Here is a 19,728-nt window from a genome sequence, read left to right on the forward strand (position 1 = left end):
ATGCTTGCCCGTGTTTCGAGCGTGCTGCTGTGCGCGCTGCTGCTGGTGGCCGTACCGCGTGTACAGGCGGCCGACCCCGCCGTCGATGCGATCACCCAGGCGGTGGCGCGGCCCGACGTGCTGCGTGGCCAGTTCAGCCAGGAAAAACAGGTCAGCGGCTTCAAGAACCCGCTGCGCTCGCAGGGCCGGTTCGTGGTCGCGCGCCAGCACGGCGTGATCTGGACCACGCTCAAGCCGTTCCCTTCTGAAGTGGTGGTCACTGCCGACCGCATCCTCAGCCGCCAGCGCGATGGCAGCACCCGTGTCGAGCTCGACGCGCGGCAGCAGCCGGCGATGCGCTCGGTCAACGCGATCATGTTCGCGCTGATGAGCGGCGACGTGCAGGCGCTGTCCAGCCAGTTCAATGTTGCTGCCAGCCGCGAAGGGCAGGGCTGGCGACTGCGCCTGACACCGAAGTCGGCAATGCTGGCCAAGGCCTTCGAATCGCTGACCTTGCAGGGTGACCGCTATGTGCGCCAGGTGGAGATCGTCGAGGCCAACAAGGACCGCACGCAGATCCAGTTCAGCGCGTTGAGCGAGGCCCCGGCCACGCTGGACCCCAATGAGGCACGCCGCTTTGAGTGACGCTGTGGCGTTGAACGCACCGGACCGGTTGCGGCGCTGGTGGCACTGGCTGGGCATCGCCTGGCTGGTGCTGCTGCTGGCGCTGGGCGCGCAGCAGTGGCACCTGTGGAGCCAGCAGTCGCGGATCGACACCGACATCCTCGCGTTGCTGCCGCAGGATGCGCATGACCGCCTGTTGAGCGATGTCACCCGGCGCATCGCCGATGGCAGTTCGCGGCAGGTGGTGGTGCTGCTCGGCAGCCAGGATGGCACCGCCGCCAAGCGCGCGCAGGCGGCGTTCGCCGCGGCGATGGCTGCCGATGCCGACAGCGCGTTGCTGGTGCCCAGCGGTTCGATCGAAGGCTGGTTCGATGAGGCGCGCGCGTTCTACGCGCCGTACCGCGATCGCCTGCTGACTCCCAGCCAGCGCAACCAGCTGCAGAACAGCGAAACCGGGGCACTGGCCGAGCAGGCACTGGCCGCGCTGTACGGCCCGATGGGCGCGCCGCGCCTGACTGACTGGCGGCAGGACCCGCTGTCGCTGTGGCCGCAGTGGTGGCAGCAGCAGGCGCAGGGCTCAGGCCTGCGCCTGGGCGATGACGGCCTGCTCGAAGCCGAAGGCAAGCATTGGGCGGCATTGCAGTTCGATACGCCGGGCTCGGCGTTCCAGCTCGATGGCGAGCGCCATCTTGATGGGCTGCTGGAACGTGCCGGGAAGGCGGCCAAGGCGGCCGCGCCGGAGCTGGAAATCCTGCATGCCGGTGTGCCGTTGCACGCCGAAGCCGCTGCCGTACAGGCCAACCGGGAGATCAACACCATCGGCTGGGGCTCGCTGGCGGCAGTGCTGCTGCTGGTGTGGCTGGCCTTCCGCTCGCTGCGCCCGATCCTGCTGGTGGCCGCCTCGCTGCTGATCGGCTGTGGTGTGGCGCTGGCGGTCACCGTGCTGGTGTTCGGCAAGGTGCACGTGCTGACCCTGGTGTTTGGTGCGTCGCTGGTGGGCGTGGCCGAGGACTACGGCATCCACTGGTTCGCCTCGCGCCAGGCCGAGCCGGCCGATCGCCGCTGGAAGCTGCTGCGGCACCTGCTGCCCGGCCTGTGGCTGGCCCTGCTGACCAGCGCGCTGGCCTATCTGGCGCTGGGCCTGGCGCCGTTCCCGGGCCTTCGCCAGATGGCGCTGTTCTCGGTGGTCGGCCTGGCTGCCGCGTTCCTCACGGTCATCTTCTGGTTCCCGTGGCTGGATGGTGGCGAGATCCGCCAGACCCGTTTCTCGCAGTGGCTGGGCAACACGCTGGAGCGCTTCCCGCGACTGCATGGCAGTCGCCCAGTGACGGTGTTCGTGGTGGCCGCGCTGGCGCTGTCCGCGCTCGGCATCGCGCGCCTGCACAGCAACGACGACCTGCGCAGCCTGCAGTCTTCGCCGCCGGCGTTGATGGCCCAGCAGATCCGCCTGAGCCAGCTGCTGGGCATGCCCAGCCCGGCGCAGTTCTACCTGGTGCAGGGCGCCGATGCGGCGCAGCTGCTGCAACGCGAAGAGGCACTGACGACGCGCCTGCGTGCGCTGGCCGATGACAAGCGCATCGGCGGCTACCGCGCGATCAGCGACTGGTTGCCGTCGCCCGCGCGCCAGCAGGCCGATGCAGCGCTGACCGCGAAGGTGGAACCGGGCGTGCTGTCGGCGGTGTCCGAGGCGGTGGGCGAACCGCTGCAACGACCGGACTTCGCCAGCGCACCGCTGACCGCCGAAGCCTTCCTGGCCTCGCCGGCGTCGCAGCCGTTCCGCCATCTGTGGGTGGGTGCGGTGGGCGGTCAGATGATCAGCGTGGTGATGGTCGATGACCTGTCACGCGCCGATGCACTGACGACCCTGCATGGTGCGGCCGAGGGCCTGCAGGGCGTGCGCTGGGTGGATCGCACCGCCGATTTCTCGCAGCTGCTCGGCCACTACCGCAAGCTGATGGGTGGGCTGCTGCTGGTCGGCATCGTGCTGGTGTTCGGCGCGCTGTGGCTGCGCTACCGCCGCCAGGCCTGGCGCGTGTTCGCGCCGACCCTGATCGCCGGTGCGCTGACCCTGGGCCTGCTGGGCCTGTTCGGCCAGCCGCTGCAGTTGTTCAACGTGCTGGCGCTGATGCTGCTGCTGGGCATGGGCATCGACTACGGCATCTTCCTGATCGAGCACCGCGGTGATGCCAGCGCGTGGCTGGCGGTGTGCGTGGGTGCGGCCAGTACCTGGCTGTCGTTCGGCCTGCTGGGCCTGTCGCAGACTCCGGCGCTGCGCGCCTTCGGCCTGACCCTGCTGTTCGGCATCGGCCTGGTCTGGCTGATCTCGCCGCTGTTCCGTCCACCGCCGCACGACATGCCGCCGGCCTGAGCCCGCCCTCCGGTTTTCTTCTCTTCCTCTGATCGAGCAACAAGGACGCCCCGATGAGTACTGCTGTGGATGCTGTCGAACGCACTGAAATCCTGATCATCGGCGCGGGCCCGGCCGGCTCCGTCGCCGCGGCGATGCTGCGCCAGCAGGGCCGCCAGGTGCTGATGCTGGAGCGCCAGCAGTTCCCGCGCTTCTCCATCGGCGAAAGCCTGCTGCCGCAGAGCATGGAGTACATCGAAGCGGCCGGGCTGCTGCAGGACGTGGTCGAGGCCGGTTTCCAGTACAAGAACGGTGCCGCCTTCGTGCACGGCGAGGCACGCACCGCGTTCGATTTCAGGAAGAAGTTCTCGCCCGGCTGGGGCACCACTTACCAGGTGCAGCGCGCCGACTTCGACAACGTACTGGCACGTGGTGCCGAGCGCATGGGCGCCACGCTGCGCTTCGGCGATGAAGTGCTGTCGGTCGAACCCGGTGAACAGCCGGCGGTGAACGTGCGCCGACCGGATGGCAGCGAGTACCGCATCGAAGCCGACTTCATCCTCGATGCCTCCGGCTTCGCACGCCTGCTGCCGCGCCTGCTGCAGCTGGAGTCGCCGTCCAACTTCCCGGTGCGCGGCGCGATCTTCTGCCACGTGCGCGACAACATTCCGGCCGAAGCGGACTTCGACCGCAACAAGATCCTGATCACCACCCACCCCGAGCACATCGACGTCTGGTACTGGACGATCCCGTTCTCCAACGGCTGCTGCTCGCTGGGCGTGGTCGCCGAGCCGTCGTTCTTCGAACGCTACGAAGGCGACGATCTGCAGAAGCTGCAGGCCATCGTCGGCGAGGACCCGAACCTGACCGGGCTGCTGGCCAATGCCGAATGGGCGGTGCTGCCGGTGCGCCGCATCACCGGCTACTCGGCCAATGTCAGCTCGCTGTGGGGCCCGGGCTATGCGCTGCTGGGCAACGCCGGCGAGTTCCTCGATCCGGTGTTCTCCTCCGGCGTCACCATCGCCTTCAAGTCTGCGCAGCTGGCCAGCGACTGCCTCAAGCGCCGCTACGCCGGTGAAACCGTGGACTGGGAGGCGGAGTTCTCCAGGCCGCTGCGCGCGGGCGTGAAGACCTTCCGCCGCTTCGTGGAAAGCTGGTACCAGGGCGGCTTCCAGAAGATCATCTACCACCCGCAGCAGCAGCCGGAAGTGCGCAACATGATCAGTTCCATCCTGGCCGGATACGCCTGGGACACCAACAACCCGTATGTGGCCGACGAAAGTGGCCGCCGCATGCGCGTGCTGGAGCAACTGTGCAGCGCGTGATCGTCCGCACCGTGGCCCTGCTGCTGTGCCTGCTGCTGGCCGCCTGTGCTGGCCGCATGCCCAAGCCGCAGGTGGAACTGCCGCCGCTGCGCCTGTCGCCGGCCAGCCTGCCGGCGCCGCTGGCGTTGCAGCAGCAGCTGCATTTCCGTTTCGGCAGCCATGAACGCGACCTCGATGCGCTGCTGGAAGCCGATGCACAGCAGGTGCAGCTGGCCGTGCAGGCGATGGGCCAGACCGGCGTGCGCCTGCAGTGGGATGGCCAGCGGCTGACCCAGCAGCGCGCGCCGTGGCTGCCGCCGCAGGTGCGCGCCGAGCGTGTGCTGGACGACCTGCAGTTCGCGCTGTGGCCGACCGCCGCCATCGCCGCCGCGATACCGGCCGGCTGGCAGGTCAGCGATGACGGCCAGCAGCGCAGCCTGTCGCGCGATGGCGTGGTGTGGTTGCAGCTGCAGCGCCTGGACGATGGCAGCGTACAGCTCGACAACCGCGCCGAAGGCTATGCGCTGCGCATCGAATCGATCGACATGGCCGGGCAGGACCGATGAGTGCACCGATCTACCTGAACGACCTGGGCGTGGTCTGCGCGATTGGCGAAGGCCGTGCCGCGGTGGCGTCGGCGCTGTTCGCCGATGCACCGGGCGGGCTCAGCGACAACGACCACCTGCTGCCGGGGCGCACCCTGGCACTGGGCGAAGTACGCACGCCGCTGCCGGCGCTGGAGGATCTGCCGGTCGCCCTGCGCGGGCGCAACAACGCGCTGCTGGAGGTGGCACTGGCGCAGATCGCGCCGGCGGTGAGCGCCGCCATCGCCCGCCACGGTGCCGAGCGTGTGGCAGTGGTGCTGGGCACCAGCACTTCGGGCATCGGTGAATCCGAGCAGGCCCTGCGCACCCACGCCGAACAGGGACTGTGGCCGCAGGGCTTCGACTACGCCCAGCAGGAAATGGGCACCGCCGCGCAGTTCGTGCGCCAGCGTAGTGGCGCCCAAGGCCCAGCCTGGACCCTGTCCACCGCCTGCTCTTCCAGTGCCAAGGCGCTGATGTCGGCTGCGCGCATGCTGCGCGCCGGCATCGTCGATGCGGTCATCGCCGGCGGTGCCGACTCGTTGTGCCGCTTCACCGTGGCCGGCTTCAGCGCGCTGGAATCGGTGTCGGCGTCGCGCTGCAATCCGTTCTCGCAGCACCGCGCCGGCATCAATATTGGCGAAGGCGCGGCACTGTTCCTGCTCACCCGCGAGCCGGGCCCGGTGTGCCTGGCCGGGTGGGGCGAATCGGCCGACGCCCACCACATGTCCGCGCCCGACCCGCAAGGGCTGGGTGCCATCGACGCCCTGCAGCAGGCGCTGCAGCGCGCCGGCTGGGCGGCTGGTGAGGTGGACTACGTGAACCTGCATGGCACCGCCACCGGCCACAACGATGCGATGGAAAGCCTGGCGTTCTCGCAGGTACTTGGCACGGGTGTGCCGGCCAGCTCGACCAAGCCGCTGACCGGGCACACGCTGGGTGCCTCGGGTGCGATCGAAGCCGCGCTGTGCTGGATTCTGCTGGCCGAGAATCCGCAGCAGCAGTTGCCGCCGCACTGGTGGGACGGCGTGGCCGATCCGGCGCTGCCGGTGCTGACGCTGGTCGCGCCCGATACCCGCCTGGCGCAGCCGCCGCGAAGGGTGCTGAGCAATTCGTTCGCCTTCGGCGGCAGCAATGCCGTGCTGGCGCTGGAGCGTCGATGAACACGCTGTACGCAATCGAAGAAGTGGTGCCGCACCGCCAGGACATGTGCCTGCTGGAGCGCATCACCCAGTGGGACCAGGACGCCGTCGAGGCCGAACTGGTGGTGCCCGAGGCCGGCCTGTTCGTCGAGGACGGCCAGGTGCCGGCGTGGGTTGGCATCGAATACATGGCGCAGGCCATCGCGGCCTGGGCCGGCTGCCGTGCGCGCGCGGCCGGCAAGCCGCCGCAGCTCGGTTTCCTGCTCGGCAGCCGCCGCTACAGCAGCCCGCGCAGTGGCTTCCCCAGTGGCACCCGCCTGCGCGTACAGGCGCGCTGCGAGCTGTTGGGTGACAATGGATTGGGGATGTTCGCCTGCCGCATCCTGGCAGGCGAGGACGAATGGGCGACAGCCAACGTGTCGGTGTTCGAACCGGCCGACGCGATGGCCTATCTGGAGAGTGGACAGGCATGACAGGGAATCGAAGCGTGCTGGTGACCGGCGCCAGCCGGGGCATCGGCCGGGCCATCGCGCTGCGCATCGCGCGTGATGGCTTCGACGTGGTGGTGCATTGCCGCAGTCGCGTGGACGAGGCACAGGCCGTGGTGGCCGAGATCCAGGCACTGGGCCCGCAGGCCCGCGTGCTGGTCTTCGACGTGGCCGACCGCGAGGCCGCACGCGCCGCGCTGGAGGCCGATGTGGAAGCGCACGGCGCGTACTACGGCGTGGTCTGCAATGCCGGCATCGCCCGCGATGGCGCCTTCCCGGCACTGTCGGCCGACGATTGGGACCAGGTCATCCACACCAATCTGGATGGCTTCTACAACGTGCTGCACCCGTTGATCATGCCGATGGTGCGGCGGCGCAAGCCGGGCCGCATCGTCACCCTGTCGTCGGTGTCCGGCCTGGCCGGCAACCGCGGGCAGGTCAACTACAGCGCCGCCAAGGCCGGCATCATCGGTGCCACCAAGGCGCTGGCGCTGGAACTGGCCAGCCGCCAGATCACCGTCAACTGCGTGGCCCCGGGCCTGATCGAGACCGAAATGCTCAACGACGAAGTGGTTGAACACGCGCTCAAGCTGATTCCCGCCGGCCGCGTCGGCCGTCCCGACGAAGTGGCGGCCACGGTGGCGTTCCTGCTGTCCGAACCGGCCGGCTACATCACCCGCCAGGTGATCTCGGTGAATGGAGGCATGCTCTGATGGCCGCCGATCGTCGTGTGGTGGTGACCGGTGCGTCCGCGATCAGTCCGCTTGGCCATGACTGGCCGACCATCGAGGCGCACCTGCGCAGCTGCCGCAACGCGGTGCGCGCGATGCCCGAATGGGACGTCTATGCCGGGCTGAACACCAAGCTGGCCGCACCGGCACAGGACTTTGAACTGCCGCCCAACTACAACCGCAAGACCACCCGTTCGATGGGCAAGGTCGCGATCATGTCGGTGCGCGCCACCGAAGTGGCGTTGCGCGAGGCCGGCCTGCACGAACATCCGGTGCTGCGCAGTGGTCGTACCGGCGTGGCCTACGGTTCCTCATCCGGCAGCCACGAGGCCACCGGCGAATTCGGGCGCATGCTCAACGAGTTCACCACCGAGGGCATCAGCGCCACCACCTACCTGAAGATGATGAGCCATACCGCGCCGGTCAACATCGGCGTGTTCTTCGGCCTGTCCGGGCGTGTCTACACCACCTCCAGCGCCTGCACCTCGGGCAGCCAGGGCGTGGGTGCGGCCTATGAAGCGATCCGCAGCGGCAAGCAGACGGTGATGGTGGCCGGTGGCGCCGAGCAGCTCGATGCCACCGCTGCGGCGGTGTTCGACACCCTGTTCGCCACCAGCGTGCGCAACGATGCACCGCAGAGCACGCCGCGCCCGTTCGATGCCGGCCGCGATGGCCTGGTGCTGGGCGAAGGCGCCTGCACGCTGATCCTGGAAGACCTGGAACATGCACAGGCGCGCGGCGCCACCATTCTCGCCGAGGTGGTCGGCTACGGCACCAACAGCGATGGCCAGCACGTCACCCAGCCCAGCGCCGACACCATGGCCCAGGCGATGCGCCTGGCGCTGGAAGATGCCGGCCTGGATGCGGCGCAGATCGACTACGTCAACGCCCACGGTACGGCCACCGACCACGGCGACATCGCCGAGACCCAGGCCACCGCGCAGGTGTTCGGCAGCCGCGTGCCGATCAGCTCGCTGAAGAGCTATGTCGGCCACATGCTCGGCGCCTGTGGTGCGTTCGAGGCCTGGCTGAGCATCGAGATGATGCGTGCCGGCTGGTTTGCGCCGACCCTGAACCTGGCCGAGGTCGACCCGCGCTGCGGCCAGCTGGACTTCATCACCGGCCCGGGCCGCGAACTGCAGGCCGAGTACGTGATGAGCAACAATTTCGCCTTCGGCGGCATCAACACCTCGCTGGTGTTCCGCCGCTGGCGCGAATGATCCACCGCGTCACCTCACCGTTCCCGTTACCCCGCACCCTCGACAAGGAGATGTTTCGATGCGCCGTACCCTGATGATCGCCGCTGCCACCGCGCTGCTGGCCCTGAGCTCCACCGCCTCCGCACGCGATACCCGCCTCGAGCAGTCCCTGCAGGAACTGGTCAGTTCGCAGGCCGCCAAGGACGCCGGCATCGACGGCAGCGTGCGCTTCTATCTGGCCGGCCAGCCGGTCAGCGTGCAGCAGCGCCTGGGCGAAGACGTGACCAACAAGAAGACCAACGCCGCCAACAAGAGCGATGCCGAGGCCTGCCGCTGGGTCGCGCTGTCGGCGCTGCGCGCGCTGCAGGATGGCGCCAGGTCGCGCGGCGCCAACGCCGTGGTCGACATTGTCAGCTACTACAAGAAGAACGAGTTCAAGAGCAGCACCAACTATGAGTGCTGGGCCGGCACCTTTGTCGCCGGTGTGGCGCTGAAGGGCACCTACGCCAAGGTCAAGTAAGCCATCGCCATCCCCGACCGCCGGTCGGGGATGCCGTCCACAGGGGGACACCATGAAATCGATGCTCGTCGCGGCCCTTGCCGCGGCTTTCTGCTGCGTGCCTGCACGGTCCGCGCACGCCGCCGATGCAACACCCATCCGCATTGCCGCCGAGGTACCGTACCGGGCCGAGGTCGGCGGCGAGCTGATCCGCCAGGAATGCGAATTCGGCCGCGACCTGAGCAGCAGCATCGTGCGCCATGCCGGTGGCCGGGTGGTGGTTGCCGCACCCGGCGAAGACGCTGGACGCCGCCTGGACATCGTCGTGACCAAGGCGCACGCCGCCGGCGGGGGCGCCATTTCAGGGCCGAAGTGGGGGCGCATCTATGGCGAACTGAAGGAAGATGGCCGCGTGGTCGGCAATTTCAGTTTCAAGCGCACTACCAGCCGGCCCTTCACCTTCCGCGCCTGCACCACCCTGAAGCGGGTGGCCGAGGCACTGGGCGGCGATGTGGCGCGCTGGCTGGAAAACCCCACGCTCGATCCGCTGATGAGCGAAGAGATCGCGGCCAACTGAGCGCGTGGCGTTGCATGAACGCCGCCGCCACATTGCTGAACCCTGCCGGGGAAACACCGTCGATCGCGCCGCCATCGTCGGCTGACGGCTTTCCCCGGTGTCGGCTTTCCGACACAATCACGGCTCTTCCCGGGTTATCGTCCCGTGGACATGCACGCCTACGTCTATAAAAGCCAACTCAAGCCGGACACCTACGTCTACGTTCCCCGACGCGATGATTTCAGCGCGCTGCCTTCGCCGCTGCTCCGCTCGCTGGGCACGCTCACCTTCGTCCTGGATGTGGCCCTGGATGCCCAGCGCCGCCTGGCCCAGGCTGACCCGGACAAGGTGCGCAGCGAAATGAGCGAGCGTGGCTTCTATCTGCAGGTGCCGCCGTCGGTGGCCAGCCTGATGCCGCGCCACTATGACTGACCTCTCCCGTCCGCGCGCCCTGTCGATCGCCTTCGCCGTGGGCGCCGTGCTGGCGCTGGGTGCCGCCGTGGGCGGCATTGCCGGGGCGATCCTGGCCGCGTTGTCACAGCCGGCGTTCGCGCTGGGCGTGTCGTGGTGGCGGCGCAGCCGCGCGCTGCTGCCGCTGAAGGTGGTGGCACGCCAGGACCTGCCGGCGCTGCTGGCGCTGTGGTCGGCCGCGCCGGTGTTGCTGGCACTGTTGCTGGCCTGGCCGCTGGCGGCGCTGCGTGACAGCGGCAGCCTGGCCGCCGTGCTGGGCCTGAGCGTGCTGGTCAGTGCCGGCCTGCTGGCGGCCTGGCGCACCTGGCCGCTGTGGAACGATGTCGAACGCCTGGATGGCAGCCTGGCCCAGCATTGGCAGGCGCTGGCCGGGCGCGACCTGACCGCCTGGCGCGGCCTCGGTGTGGCGGCGCTGGTGATCGCACTGGCCGCGCTGGTGGTGTTGCCGGCATGGCCGGGCCTGCTGCCGGAAGGCGCACGTTGGCCGGCCGCGCTGGCGGTGGTGCTGCTGTCGCCGCTGCTGCATCTGCTGTTGCAGCGGGTCGCGCCTGCGCCGTTGGTCTCGCTGCGTCCGGGCGCGCTGGCCACGTCCAGCAACGAGCACGAACCGCTGTTCTCCGCAGCGGCCGAAACCGCGCCGCTGGAAGCACTGGCACCGCAGGAACTGACGCCGGCGCTGTATGAGGCCGCCCGCCATGGCCGCATTGATCGCGGCCTGCAGTTGCTGCAGGCCGGTGCCGATCCCTATGCGTTGCCCGACCCGAACTGGCGCGACCAGCGCAGCCTGGCGGTGTTGGCGGCCGTGCTGCCGGACCTGCGCCTGCTGCGCGAACTGATCGCCCGCGGCGTCGATGTGAATGCGCCGCACCGTGGCATGACACCGCTGCTGGCAGCCACCCGTGACAGCTGGCATGGCCGCCCCGAGGCGGTGATGACCCTGCTCGCCAACGGCGCCGATTCGCGCGCCGTCGACAGTGATGGCAACACCCCGTTGCACCATGCCGCACGCAGTTCCGACCCGGGCGTGGCCGCGCTGCTGCGCGATGCCGCTGCCGAAGTCGATGCACTGAACCACGATGGCTGGTCGCCGTTGGCGGTGGCCTGCCAGGTCGGCAACTGGCGCCTGGCGCGCTTCCTGCTTGAACGTGGTGCCCGCAGCGAGCCGGCCGACGGTACCCCGGTACTGCTGGCTGCCGCGGCCACCGAAGACGACGATCCGGCCGGTGTACAGCTGCTGCTCAAGCACAAGGCACGCGCCGATGCCCGCGACCGCCAGCGCCGCAGCGCGCTGCACGAGGCAGCATTGGCCGGCCACGTTGAAATCATCGGCGTGCTGCTCGGCGCCGGCGCCAATCTGGAAGCGCGCGATGCGCTGGGCCGCACGCCGTGGCTGGAAGCCGCCCGCGCCGGCCGCGCCGCCGTGGTCGAACACCTGCTGCCCCACAAGCCCGACCTGGTCGCGGTCGATGGGGAGGGCCGCAATGCCGTGCAGCTGGCCGCGATGGCCGAGGATGTTTCGCCGTTGCTGATCAAGCGCCTGGTGGAACTGGGCATCGCCGCCGACGCCGCCGATCCGGTCGGCCGCCGGGCGGTGGACTACGCCGCCGAAGCGGGCCGCTGGGCGATCGTCGCGTTGCTGGATCCGTCCTATCCGTTGCCGGCTGCGGTCAGCGACGGCCTGGCCGAGCGCGGCGACGCGGCCGCTGCCAGTGGCCTGTTGCCGGACCGCCCGCCGCTGACGCTGCTGCGCGAAGCGCTGGGCTTCGGCAACACCGACGGCATGGCCGCACTGGCCAAGCTGTGCCAGCCGGAAGAACTGGGCGGGCTGCTGCTCGATCCGGAACTGGCGCTGGAGCCGCGCGCGGTCGACTGGCTGCTGGCCCACGGTGCCGATCCCTACGTACGTGATGCCTGCTCGGACACGCCGATGTTCGCGCTGCTCTCGCGCGGTATCGATGCCGTGCCGGCGCTGCAGGTGATGCTGCAGCGTGGCCTGTCGCCGGCCGGTCGCGGTGGCCTTGCGCGCTTCCTCGCCGCCTGCGCGCAGCATGATCAGGCGGCGCGTGGCCTGGAACAGCTGGCGCTGGAATTGCTGGAACGCGGCGCCGACCCGTTCGCGGCCTCGCCGGCCGGTGATCCGCCGCTGTCGCTGGCGGTGCGCCTGGGGTGGCTGCGCCTGCAGCAGGCACTGCTCAAGGCCGGTGTCGATCGCGAGGCGCGCGACAGCCACGGCATGACCGCGCTACATCTGGCCACCGCGCTGGCCCGCGAAGGCGCGCTGAAGCTGCTGGTGCAGCACGGTGCCTCGCCGGAAGCCCGCGCCGCCGATGGCCAGACGCCACTGGGTGTGGCGCTGTCGATTGGCCGCCGCGATCTGGCCGACTGGCTGGACTGGCGGGTGTGGCCGTTGCCGCGCCGCACCCTGCGCGAGGCCGATCTGCCGGCTGCCGCAATGGCCGGTGACGTCGATGCAGTGCGCCGCCTGATCGATCTGGGCTTCGCCGTCGATGCCGTCGATGCGCAGGGCTGCACCGCACTGCTGCGCGCGGCCGGCGGTGGCCATCTGGCGGTGACCGACCTGCTGCTGGCACGCGGTGCCGATCCGCAGCACGCGGCGGCCAGTGGTGCCACGCCGCTGTCGGCGGCGGTCAGCATGCGCCAGGTGGATATCGTCTCGGCCCTGCTCGACGCCGGCGCCAAACTGGAACACCGCCTGCCGGGTGGGGTGACCGTGCTGATGCTGGCCTCGGCGCTGGGCCTGCCGGACATCGTTGCGCGCCTGCTGACCGCCGGTGCCGACGTGCATGCCGGCGATGCGCAGCAGCTGGGCCCGTTGCACTGCGCCGCGCTGTACGGCTTCAGTGCCCGTGACCGCTCGCGCCTGCTCGCCTTGCTCGACACCCTGTTGCTGGCCGGTGCCGAACCGGACCAGGCCGCCGCCGGTTCGGTCACGCCGTTGCTGCTGCTGCTGGGCGCGCGCGCCGAACCGGGCACCGCCTGCGATGAGCAGGTGGTGATGGCGGCGGTGGAGCGCCTGCTCGATGAAGAGGTGAGCCTGGAGGTACGTGATCCGCGTGGCTTCGGCCCACTGCACCTGGCCGCCCTGCATGGCCTGCCGCTGCTGGTGCAGCGCCTGCTGCGCGCCGGTGCCGATCCGGAAGTGCGCGACAGCCTCAACCGCAGCCCGCGCGAGATCGCGGTGATGCGTGGTTTCATCGATGTGGCCGGCGAGTTTGAACCGCGTGTGCCGGGCGTCTCGTCGATGGCCCGGTTCCTGCGCGACAACGGCTGATCTCTGGACGAGGGTAGTGCCGGCCGTTGGCCGGCAACTTCACGAAACCTGCGCAATCCCCAGGTTGCCGGCCAGCGGCCGGCACTACCGGGTCCGTCATCCATCGGATGGGTGCCGTCAGCGCTCCTTGTTGTCGTCGCTTTCCGCGTCGGCCTCGAACAGGTGCATCAGGTCGTTGCGTGCATCACGCGAGGTCTGGATCACCGCCGCCTCGTCGTCGTAGACCAGGTACTGGTCGCGCAGCAGCTGTTCGTCGTGCTCGCGGAAGCGCTGCACGTGGCGTTCGGCCACGTTCGGCGCCACACCCAGTGCAGTCAGCACGCGCCCGCTCATCTCCAGGCTGGTGCCGAACACTTCGCGGAACGGCTCGGCCGACATGTCCATCAACCGCCACGCATGCTGGCGGTTGCGCGCACGCGCCAGCACCGTCGCGTCCGGGTACAGCCGGCGCACCATGCGTACCGCACGCAGGTTGGTTTCCGGGTCATCGACGGTGATCACGAACACATCGATGTGCTCGCCGCCGGCCGCACGCAGCATCTCCGGCCGGGTCGGGTCGCCGTAGTACAGCTGGTTGCCGAAGCGACGCAGGTCGGCCACGGTGTCCGGGTTCGCCTCCAGCGCCACGAATGGCACCTTCTGCGCGGTCAGCAGGCGCGCGATCACCTGGCCGAAGCGGCCCATGCCGGCGATCAGCACCTTGGGCCGGTTGTCCGGCGCCACCTTGTCGGCGTCGGCCGGGTCTCGCGGCGCGGCCTTCTCCTGGCCGAGCAGTTTCAGCAGCGCGATCATCAACAGCGGCGTGATCGCCATCGACAGGCCGACGATGGCCGCCAGCCGGTCGTGGTTGGCGTTGCCCAGCAGGTGCGCGCGCTGCGCCTCGTTGAACACCACGAACGCGAACTCACCGCCCAGCCACAGCACGCTGCCCAGCAGCAGCGACTGCCGCGAACTGAGCCGGGCGACGCGGCCGACCGCGTACAGCAGGCCGAACTTGACCACCAGCAGGATGCCGACGCCTCCGGCGATCATCCACGGTTCGGCGGCGATGCGGTCCAGGTCGATGCCCATCCCCACCGCGATGAAGAACAGGCCCAGCAGCAGGCCCTTGAACGGCTCGATCTGCGATTCCAGCTCGTGCCGGAACTCCGAGTCGGACAGCAGCACGCCGGCCAGGAACGCGCCGAGGCTGGGGCTGAGGCCGGCCTCCTGCATGAACCAGGCGGTGCCCAGCACCACCAGCAGCGCGGTGGCGGTGAACACCTCGGGGCTGCGGGTACGCGCGATGGTGCTGAACACTCGGCGCAGCACCGGCCGCCCGCACAGGATCACCACCGCCAGCGCGCCCAGCGCCACTGCCGCGTCTTCCCAGCGCAGGGTCTCGTTCTTCACCCCGCCCAGCAGCGGGATGGCGGCCAGCAGCGGAATCGCAATCAGGTCCTGGAACAGCAGGATGGCGAAGCCGAGGCGGCCATGGTCGCTGTTGATCGCCTTGTGTTCGGACAGCAGCTGCAGGCCGACCGCGGTGGACGACAGGGCCAGCGCTACGCCTACCACAAGCGCGCTCTTCCATTGGAAATGGTCGAGCAGCAGCAGGCCGCCCAGCACCAGCCCGGACAGCGCCACCTGCGCCGCACCGGCACCAAATACCGAGCGCCGCATCACCTTCAGGCGTGCCGGCGATAGTTCCAGGCCGATCACGAACAGCAGCATCACCACGCCGATTTCGGCCGCGCCGAGGATGCGGTCGGCGTCCTGCACGAAGCCCAGCCCGTCCGGCCCCAGCACCACGCCAGCGGCCAGATAGCCCAGCACCGCGCCGAAGCCGAATTTCTTGAACACCGGCACGGCGATCACCGCCGCCAGCAGCAGCACCAGGGCCAGTTCCAGACCACCGCTATGCATGGGAATACCTGGTCATCGCGGGGGCCTGTGCTGCGTTCGTCCGGGGGAGCGCGGCCGTGCAGGCCGCCCCTTCATTATGCGCGCATGCCGGGGGTCGCATCCCCTCGCGCAGCAAGCGGCCCTGACCCCAGGGGCGCCTGGCCGGCCGCCCGGGCCAGGGTTGACCGGGCGTGCCGGCAGGTCCAGACTGCCCGCCGCTGCCGGCCCCGCCGTTGTCGAGCGTGTCAGGCAGTACACCCATCCCGGAGTCCCCAACCCATGTCCAGCGACAGTAGAGGTCGACCTCGTTCGACGCCAGCGATGGCCACCGCCTGACATCGGGACGGTTTGCCTGCGTTGGCGTTGCGCGAGGTCGCACCCCCACAAGGCACAACCGATGAACCAGAAGCAATTGCTGCGCCCGGTGGCCGATGCCGCTGCCCTGGCCGCACCGCTGGCGGACTACAACACCGCCGACGCGGTGGAGTTTCTCAATACGCTGGAGCTGACCCGCGCCGCCGACACGCTGGCGGCGCTGCCGTTGCCGCGTGCGGTGAAGATGCTGGAAGCCCCCGAGCTGCAGCGCAGCGGCGAGCTGGTGGCGGTGCTGCCGCCGGCCCGCGCCGCTGCCCTGCTCGGGCTGATGGCTGACGACCGCGCCACCGACATCGTCCACGAGCTGGACGAGGACGAGCGCGCGCGGCTGATCCCGCTGCTCGGCACCGACGCCCGCCAGGCCATCCAGAAGCTGCTCAGCTACCCGCCCAACACCGCCGGTGCGCTGATGACCACCGAGTACGTGGCGGTGCCCGCCAGCTGGACCGTGGCGCAGACCCTGCAGCACATCCGCCAGGTCGAGCGCACCCGTGAGACGGTGTACGCGATCTACGTGCTGGACCCGGCTACCCAGCAGCTGCAGCAGGTGGTGACCATGCGCCGGTTGATCACCGGCCTGCCGGAGGAGTCGATCCTGGACGTGGCCCAAGTCAATCCGCCGGTGACGGTGGACGCGCTGATGGACCAGGAAGAAGTGGCGCGACTGATCCGCCGCCACGACCTGCTGGCGATTCCGGTGGTCGATGCGCAGCAGCAGATGCTCGGCATCGTCACCGTCGATGACGTACTGGATGCGCTGATCGAGGAATCCACCGAGGACGCACACAAGTTCGGCGGCATGGAAGCGCTGGACAAGCCCTACATGCAGATCGGCTTCTTCGAGATGCTGCGCAAGCGTGCCGGCTGGCTGAGCGTGCTGTTCCTGGGCGAGATGCTGACCGCCAGCGCGATGCAGCACTACGAAGACGAACTGGCCCGCGCGGTGGTGCTGACCCTGTTCATTCCGTTGATCATGAGTTCGGGTGGCAACTCCGGCTCGCAGGCCACCTCGCTGCTGATCCGCAGCCTGGCGCTGCGCGAACTGCGCCTGCGCGACTGGTGGAAGGTCGCCATCCGCGAGATCCCGACCGGCATGGTGCTGGGTGCGATTCTCGGCTGCCTGGCGATCGTGCGCATCGTGATCTGGCAGCTCGGTGGCCTGCATGACTACGGTGAACACTGGATCCTGCTGGCGATCACCATCGGTGCGGCACTGGTCGGCATCGTTACCTTCGGCTCGCTGTCCGGCTCGATGCTGCCGTTCATCCTCAAGCGCCTCGGCTTCGACCCGGCCAGCGCCTCGGCCCCGTTCGTGGCCACCCTGGTGGACGTGACCGGACTGGTGATCTATTTCAGCATCGCCGCGCTGATCCTGCACGGCACCCTGCTGTAACTGCTCTGGTAGGTGCCCACCTTGGTGGGCACGCGCCACGGTCACGCGGGGGTCAGAGCCCTTTCCTGAGGAAAGGGCTCTGACCCCATCGCCATGGAATTTGGTTACCGTAGGCGCATGAGTACCTACCACCTGCAGTCCGTGTTCCGTCCGCAGTCGGTCGCGGTGATCGGCGGCAGCCCGCGTGAGCGCTCGGCCGGCCGCGCGGTGATGCGCAACCTGCGCGGCACCGGCTTCCCCGGCAAGGTGGCGTGGATCAACCCGCGGCACGCCGAGATTGATGGCATCCGCACGGTCAAGCGGCTGAAGGACCTGGACTGGGTGCCGGACCTGGTGGTGATCACCGCACCGGCGGCGATCGTGCCGCAGGTGGTGCGTACCGCCGCCGAGCGTGGCGTGCAGGCCGCGATTATCCTCACCGCGCACCTGGGTGAAGGCCCGGACTCGCTGTCGGCGCAGGTGGAGGCGGTGGCGCGCAAGCACGGCCTGCGCATCCTCGGCCCGCACTGCCTGGGCGTGATCGCGCCACACGCACGCCTCAACGCCAGCATCGCCGCGCATTTCCCGCAGGCCGGCGACCTCGCGTTGATCTCCGAATCCTCGGCCATTGCCGCTGCGCTGGTGGAGTGGGGTGTGGCGCGCTCGGTCGGTTTTTCTGCCGTGGTGTCGCTGGGTGACACGCTGGACGTCGACTTCGGCGACCTGCTCGACTACTTCGCCACCGACTACCGCACGCGCGCCATCCTGCTGTACGTCGAGCAGATCAAGGACGCACGCAAGTTCATGTCGGCCGCACGTGCCGCCGCGCGCGCCAAGCCGGTGGTGGTGGTGAAATCCGGTCGCGCCGAGCGCGTGCAGCCGGGCAGCCGCGATACCCATGTGCAGGCACTGGCGCGCGCCGATGATGTGTACGGCGCCGCGTTCAACCGCGCCGGCCTGCTGCGCGTGGGCGCGCTGGACGAACTGTTCACCGCCGCCGAATCGCTGGGCCGGCTGGGCACGTTCCCCGGCCGCCGCCTGGCCATTCTCAGCAACGGCGGCGGTGTCGGCCGGCTCGCCGTCGACCAGCTGGTGGCGCTGCGCGGTACCCTGGCACAGCTTTCCGACAGCACCGTGGAAACCCTGGACAAGGTGCTGCCACAGGGCTGGTCGCGCAGCAATCCGGTCGACATCGTGGTCGATGCCGACGGTGAGCGTTACGCCGCGGCGATCGAGGCGCTGCTGGCCGACAACGAGAACGATGCGGTGATGGTGGTCAACGTGCCGACCGCGTTCACCTCATCGGCCGACGCCGCACAGGCACTGACCCGCACGCTCGGCCTGCGCCCGCGTCACCACCGCGACAAGCCGGTGTTCGCGGTGTGGCTGGGCAACGATGACCAGGCCACCGCCACGCTCAACGCGGCGCGGGTGCCGACCTATCCCACCGAGGCCGAGGCCGTACGTGGCTTCCAGCATCTGGTGCGTTACCGCGAGGCGCAGAACGCGCTGATGGAAACGCCGCCCAGCCTGCCGCAGGACTTCAGTGTCGACGCGGCGGCGGCACGCGCGCTGGTCGATGCGGCGCTGGCCAACGGCCAGCAGTGGCTGGACCCGCTGGCCACCCACGAACTGCTCAAGGCCTACGGCATTCCGTCGGCGCCGGTGATGCACGCGCGCGATGCGCACGAGGCCATGGATCTGGCGCAACCGCTGCTGGAGCGTGGTGCCAGCGTGGCGCTGAAGATCCTGTCACCAGACATTCCGCACAAGTCGCAGGTCGATGGCGTGCGCCTGAACCTGGCCACGCTGCCGGCGGTGCAGAGCGCGGCCAACGCGATCCTGTCGCGCGCGCGACAGCTGCGGCCGGACGCGCGCATCGATGGCCTGCTGGTGCAGCCAACCATCGTCCGACCCAAGGCGCGCGAGATCATCGTCGGCATCGCCGATGACGCCACGTTCGGCCCGGTGATTGTGGTCGGCCGTGGCGGCACGGCGGTGGAAGTGATCAACGACAAGGCACTGGCGCTGCCGCCGCTGGATCTGCGCCTGGCCCATGAGCTGATCGGTCAGACCCGCGCCTCGCGCATCCTCAAGGCGTATGGCGATGTGCCGGCTGCCGACGAGCGCGCGCTGGCCCTGGCGCTGGTGAAGCTGGCACAGCTGGCCGCCGATATTCCCGAAGTGCGCACGCTGGACATCAACCCACTGCTGGTCGACAGCAAGGGCATCCTCGCCCTTGACGCGCGTGTAGCGGTGGCACCCTCGCGCATCCTGCACAAGGGCCGCGGCCATCCGCGCTTCTCGGTGTTCCCGTACCCGAAGGAGTGGGAGCGCACCATCGAACTGTCCGATGGCGGCCGTGCCTTCGTGCGCCCGGTGCGGCCTGAAGACGATGCACTGTTCCGCGCATTCTTCGCCCGGGTCAGCGATGAGGATCTGCGCCTGCGCTTCTTCCAATCGGTGAAGCACTTCAGTCACGAGTTCATCGCACGCCTGACCCAGCTCGACTATGCGCGCTCGATCGCGCTGGTGGCGATCGAACCACGCAGCGGCGAAATGCTCGGCGCGGTGCGCCTGCACGCCGACGCCGATTACCACCGTGGCGAGTACGGCATCCTGATCCGCTCGGACCTGAAGGGCCACGGCATCGGCTGGCGGCTGATGGCGATCATGATCGAGTATGCCAAGTGGCTGGGCCTGGATGTGGTCGAAGGCCAGGTGCTGCGCGAGAACAGCACCATGCTGGCGATGTGCCAGAGCCTGGGCTTCAAGACCCGACTCGACCCGGACGACCCGACGGTGATGGTGGTGACCCTGCCGGTGCAGCAGGTCGAAGTGCCCGATGTCCCCCCGGTGGCGTGATCGCCGCCCATCGGTA

15 protein-coding genes are annotated in these 19,728 nt (G+C 69.3%); 14 read left to right on the forward strand and 1 reads right to left on the reverse strand.

Annotated features, from left to right (window positions below):
• The 12 genes from AC5YGJ_RS14175 to AC5YGJ_RS14230 all read left to right on the forward strand — a co-directional run bounded on the left by AC5YGJ_RS14175 (position 1) and on the right by AC5YGJ_RS14230 (position 13,216).
• Positions 1–624: an outer membrane lipoprotein carrier protein LolA gene (locus AC5YGJ_RS14175; RefSeq protein WP_496186964.1), complete on the forward strand. Its 624-nt coding sequence runs from the start codon at positions 1–3 to the stop codon at positions 622–624.
• Positions 617–2,971 (forward strand): MMPL family transporter, encoded by a 2,355-nt coding sequence (locus tag AC5YGJ_RS14180; protein WP_496186892.1) that lies wholly within the window; start codon positions 617–619, stop codon positions 2,969–2,971. The genes AC5YGJ_RS14175 and AC5YGJ_RS14180 overlap by 8 nt, the downstream gene beginning before the upstream one ends.
• Positions 2,972–3,024: 53 nt before the next feature.
• A complete protein-coding gene (locus tag AC5YGJ_RS14185; RefSeq protein ID WP_249842476.1) occupies positions 3,025–4,275 on the forward strand; it encodes an NAD(P)/FAD-dependent oxidoreductase in 1,251 nt (416 codons plus the stop codon).
• Complete coding sequence (locus tag AC5YGJ_RS14190; protein WP_279920145.1) at positions 4,263–4,820, forward strand: DUF3261 domain-containing protein; 558 nt, start codon at positions 4,263–4,265, stop codon at positions 4,818–4,820. The genes AC5YGJ_RS14185 and AC5YGJ_RS14190 overlap by 13 nt, the downstream gene beginning before the upstream one ends.
• Entirely contained in the window at positions 4,817–6,001 is a 1,185-nt protein-coding gene (locus tag AC5YGJ_RS14195) for a beta-ketoacyl-[acyl-carrier-protein] synthase family protein (RefSeq protein WP_496186893.1), read from the forward strand. Before AC5YGJ_RS14190 ends, AC5YGJ_RS14195 begins: the two co-directional genes overlap by 4 nt.
• On the forward strand, positions 5,998–6,453 hold the full coding sequence (locus AC5YGJ_RS14200) for a hotdog family protein (RefSeq protein WP_496186894.1): 456 nt from the start codon (positions 5,998–6,000) through the stop codon (positions 6,451–6,453). The genes AC5YGJ_RS14195 and AC5YGJ_RS14200 overlap by 4 nt, the downstream gene beginning before the upstream one ends.
• Positions 6,450–7,181, forward strand: a complete 732-nt coding sequence (locus tag AC5YGJ_RS14205; RefSeq protein WP_107232605.1) for a 3-ketoacyl-ACP reductase FabG2 — start codon at positions 6,450–6,452, stop codon at positions 7,179–7,181. The genes AC5YGJ_RS14200 and AC5YGJ_RS14205 overlap by 4 nt, the downstream gene beginning before the upstream one ends.
• Entirely contained in the window at positions 7,181–8,419 is a 1,239-nt protein-coding gene (locus AC5YGJ_RS14210; RefSeq protein ID WP_309340118.1) for a beta-ketoacyl-ACP synthase, read from the forward strand. The genes AC5YGJ_RS14205 and AC5YGJ_RS14210 overlap by 1 nt, the downstream gene beginning before the upstream one ends.
• A gap of 58 nt (positions 8,420–8,477) precedes the next feature.
• Positions 8,478–8,918 carry an excinuclease ATPase subunit gene (locus tag AC5YGJ_RS14215; RefSeq protein WP_496186895.1) on the forward strand — a complete coding sequence of 147 codons (441 nt, stop codon included), beginning with the start codon at positions 8,478–8,480 and terminating at the stop codon, positions 8,916–8,918.
• Between the two features lie 97 nt (positions 8,919–9,015).
• A complete protein-coding gene (locus AC5YGJ_RS14220; protein ID WP_496186896.1) occupies positions 9,016–9,474 on the forward strand; it encodes a hypothetical protein in 459 nt (152 codons plus the stop codon).
• 150 nt (positions 9,475–9,624) lie between these two features.
• Positions 9,625–9,885 carry a YcgL domain-containing protein gene (locus tag AC5YGJ_RS14225; RefSeq protein ID WP_249844935.1) on the forward strand — a complete coding sequence of 87 codons (261 nt, stop codon included), beginning with the start codon at positions 9,625–9,627 and terminating at the stop codon, positions 9,883–9,885.
• On the forward strand, positions 9,878–13,216 hold the full coding sequence (locus AC5YGJ_RS14230; protein ID WP_309340122.1) for an ankyrin repeat domain-containing protein: 3,339 nt from the start codon (positions 9,878–9,880) through the stop codon (positions 13,214–13,216). The genes AC5YGJ_RS14225 and AC5YGJ_RS14230 overlap by 8 nt, the downstream gene beginning before the upstream one ends.
• Positions 13,217–13,333: 117 nt before the next feature.
• Here the strand turns inward: AC5YGJ_RS14230 and AC5YGJ_RS14235 are convergent, their stop codons facing one another.
• Complete coding sequence (locus AC5YGJ_RS14235) at positions 13,334–15,121, reverse strand: monovalent cation:proton antiporter-2 (CPA2) family protein (protein WP_496186897.1); 1,788 nt, start codon at positions 15,119–15,121, stop codon at positions 13,334–13,336.
• A 376-nt stretch (positions 15,122–15,497) separates the two neighbouring features.
• On the opposite strand from AC5YGJ_RS14235, the gene mgtE reads away from it, so the two are divergent.
• Together mgtE and AC5YGJ_RS14245 are read left to right on the forward strand one after the other, a co-directional pair.
• A complete protein-coding gene (gene mgtE / locus AC5YGJ_RS14240; RefSeq protein WP_309338473.1) occupies positions 15,498–16,868 on the forward strand; it encodes a magnesium transporter in 1,371 nt (456 codons plus the stop codon).
• A gap of 117 nt (positions 16,869–16,985) precedes the next feature.
• A complete protein-coding gene (locus AC5YGJ_RS14245) occupies positions 16,986–19,712 on the forward strand; it encodes a bifunctional acetate--CoA ligase family protein/GNAT family N-acetyltransferase (protein WP_496186898.1) in 2,727 nt (908 codons plus the stop codon).
• Positions 19,713–19,728 lie beyond the last annotated feature (16 nt).

Source organism: Stenotrophomonas sp. CS3K5, assembly GCF_059515225.1.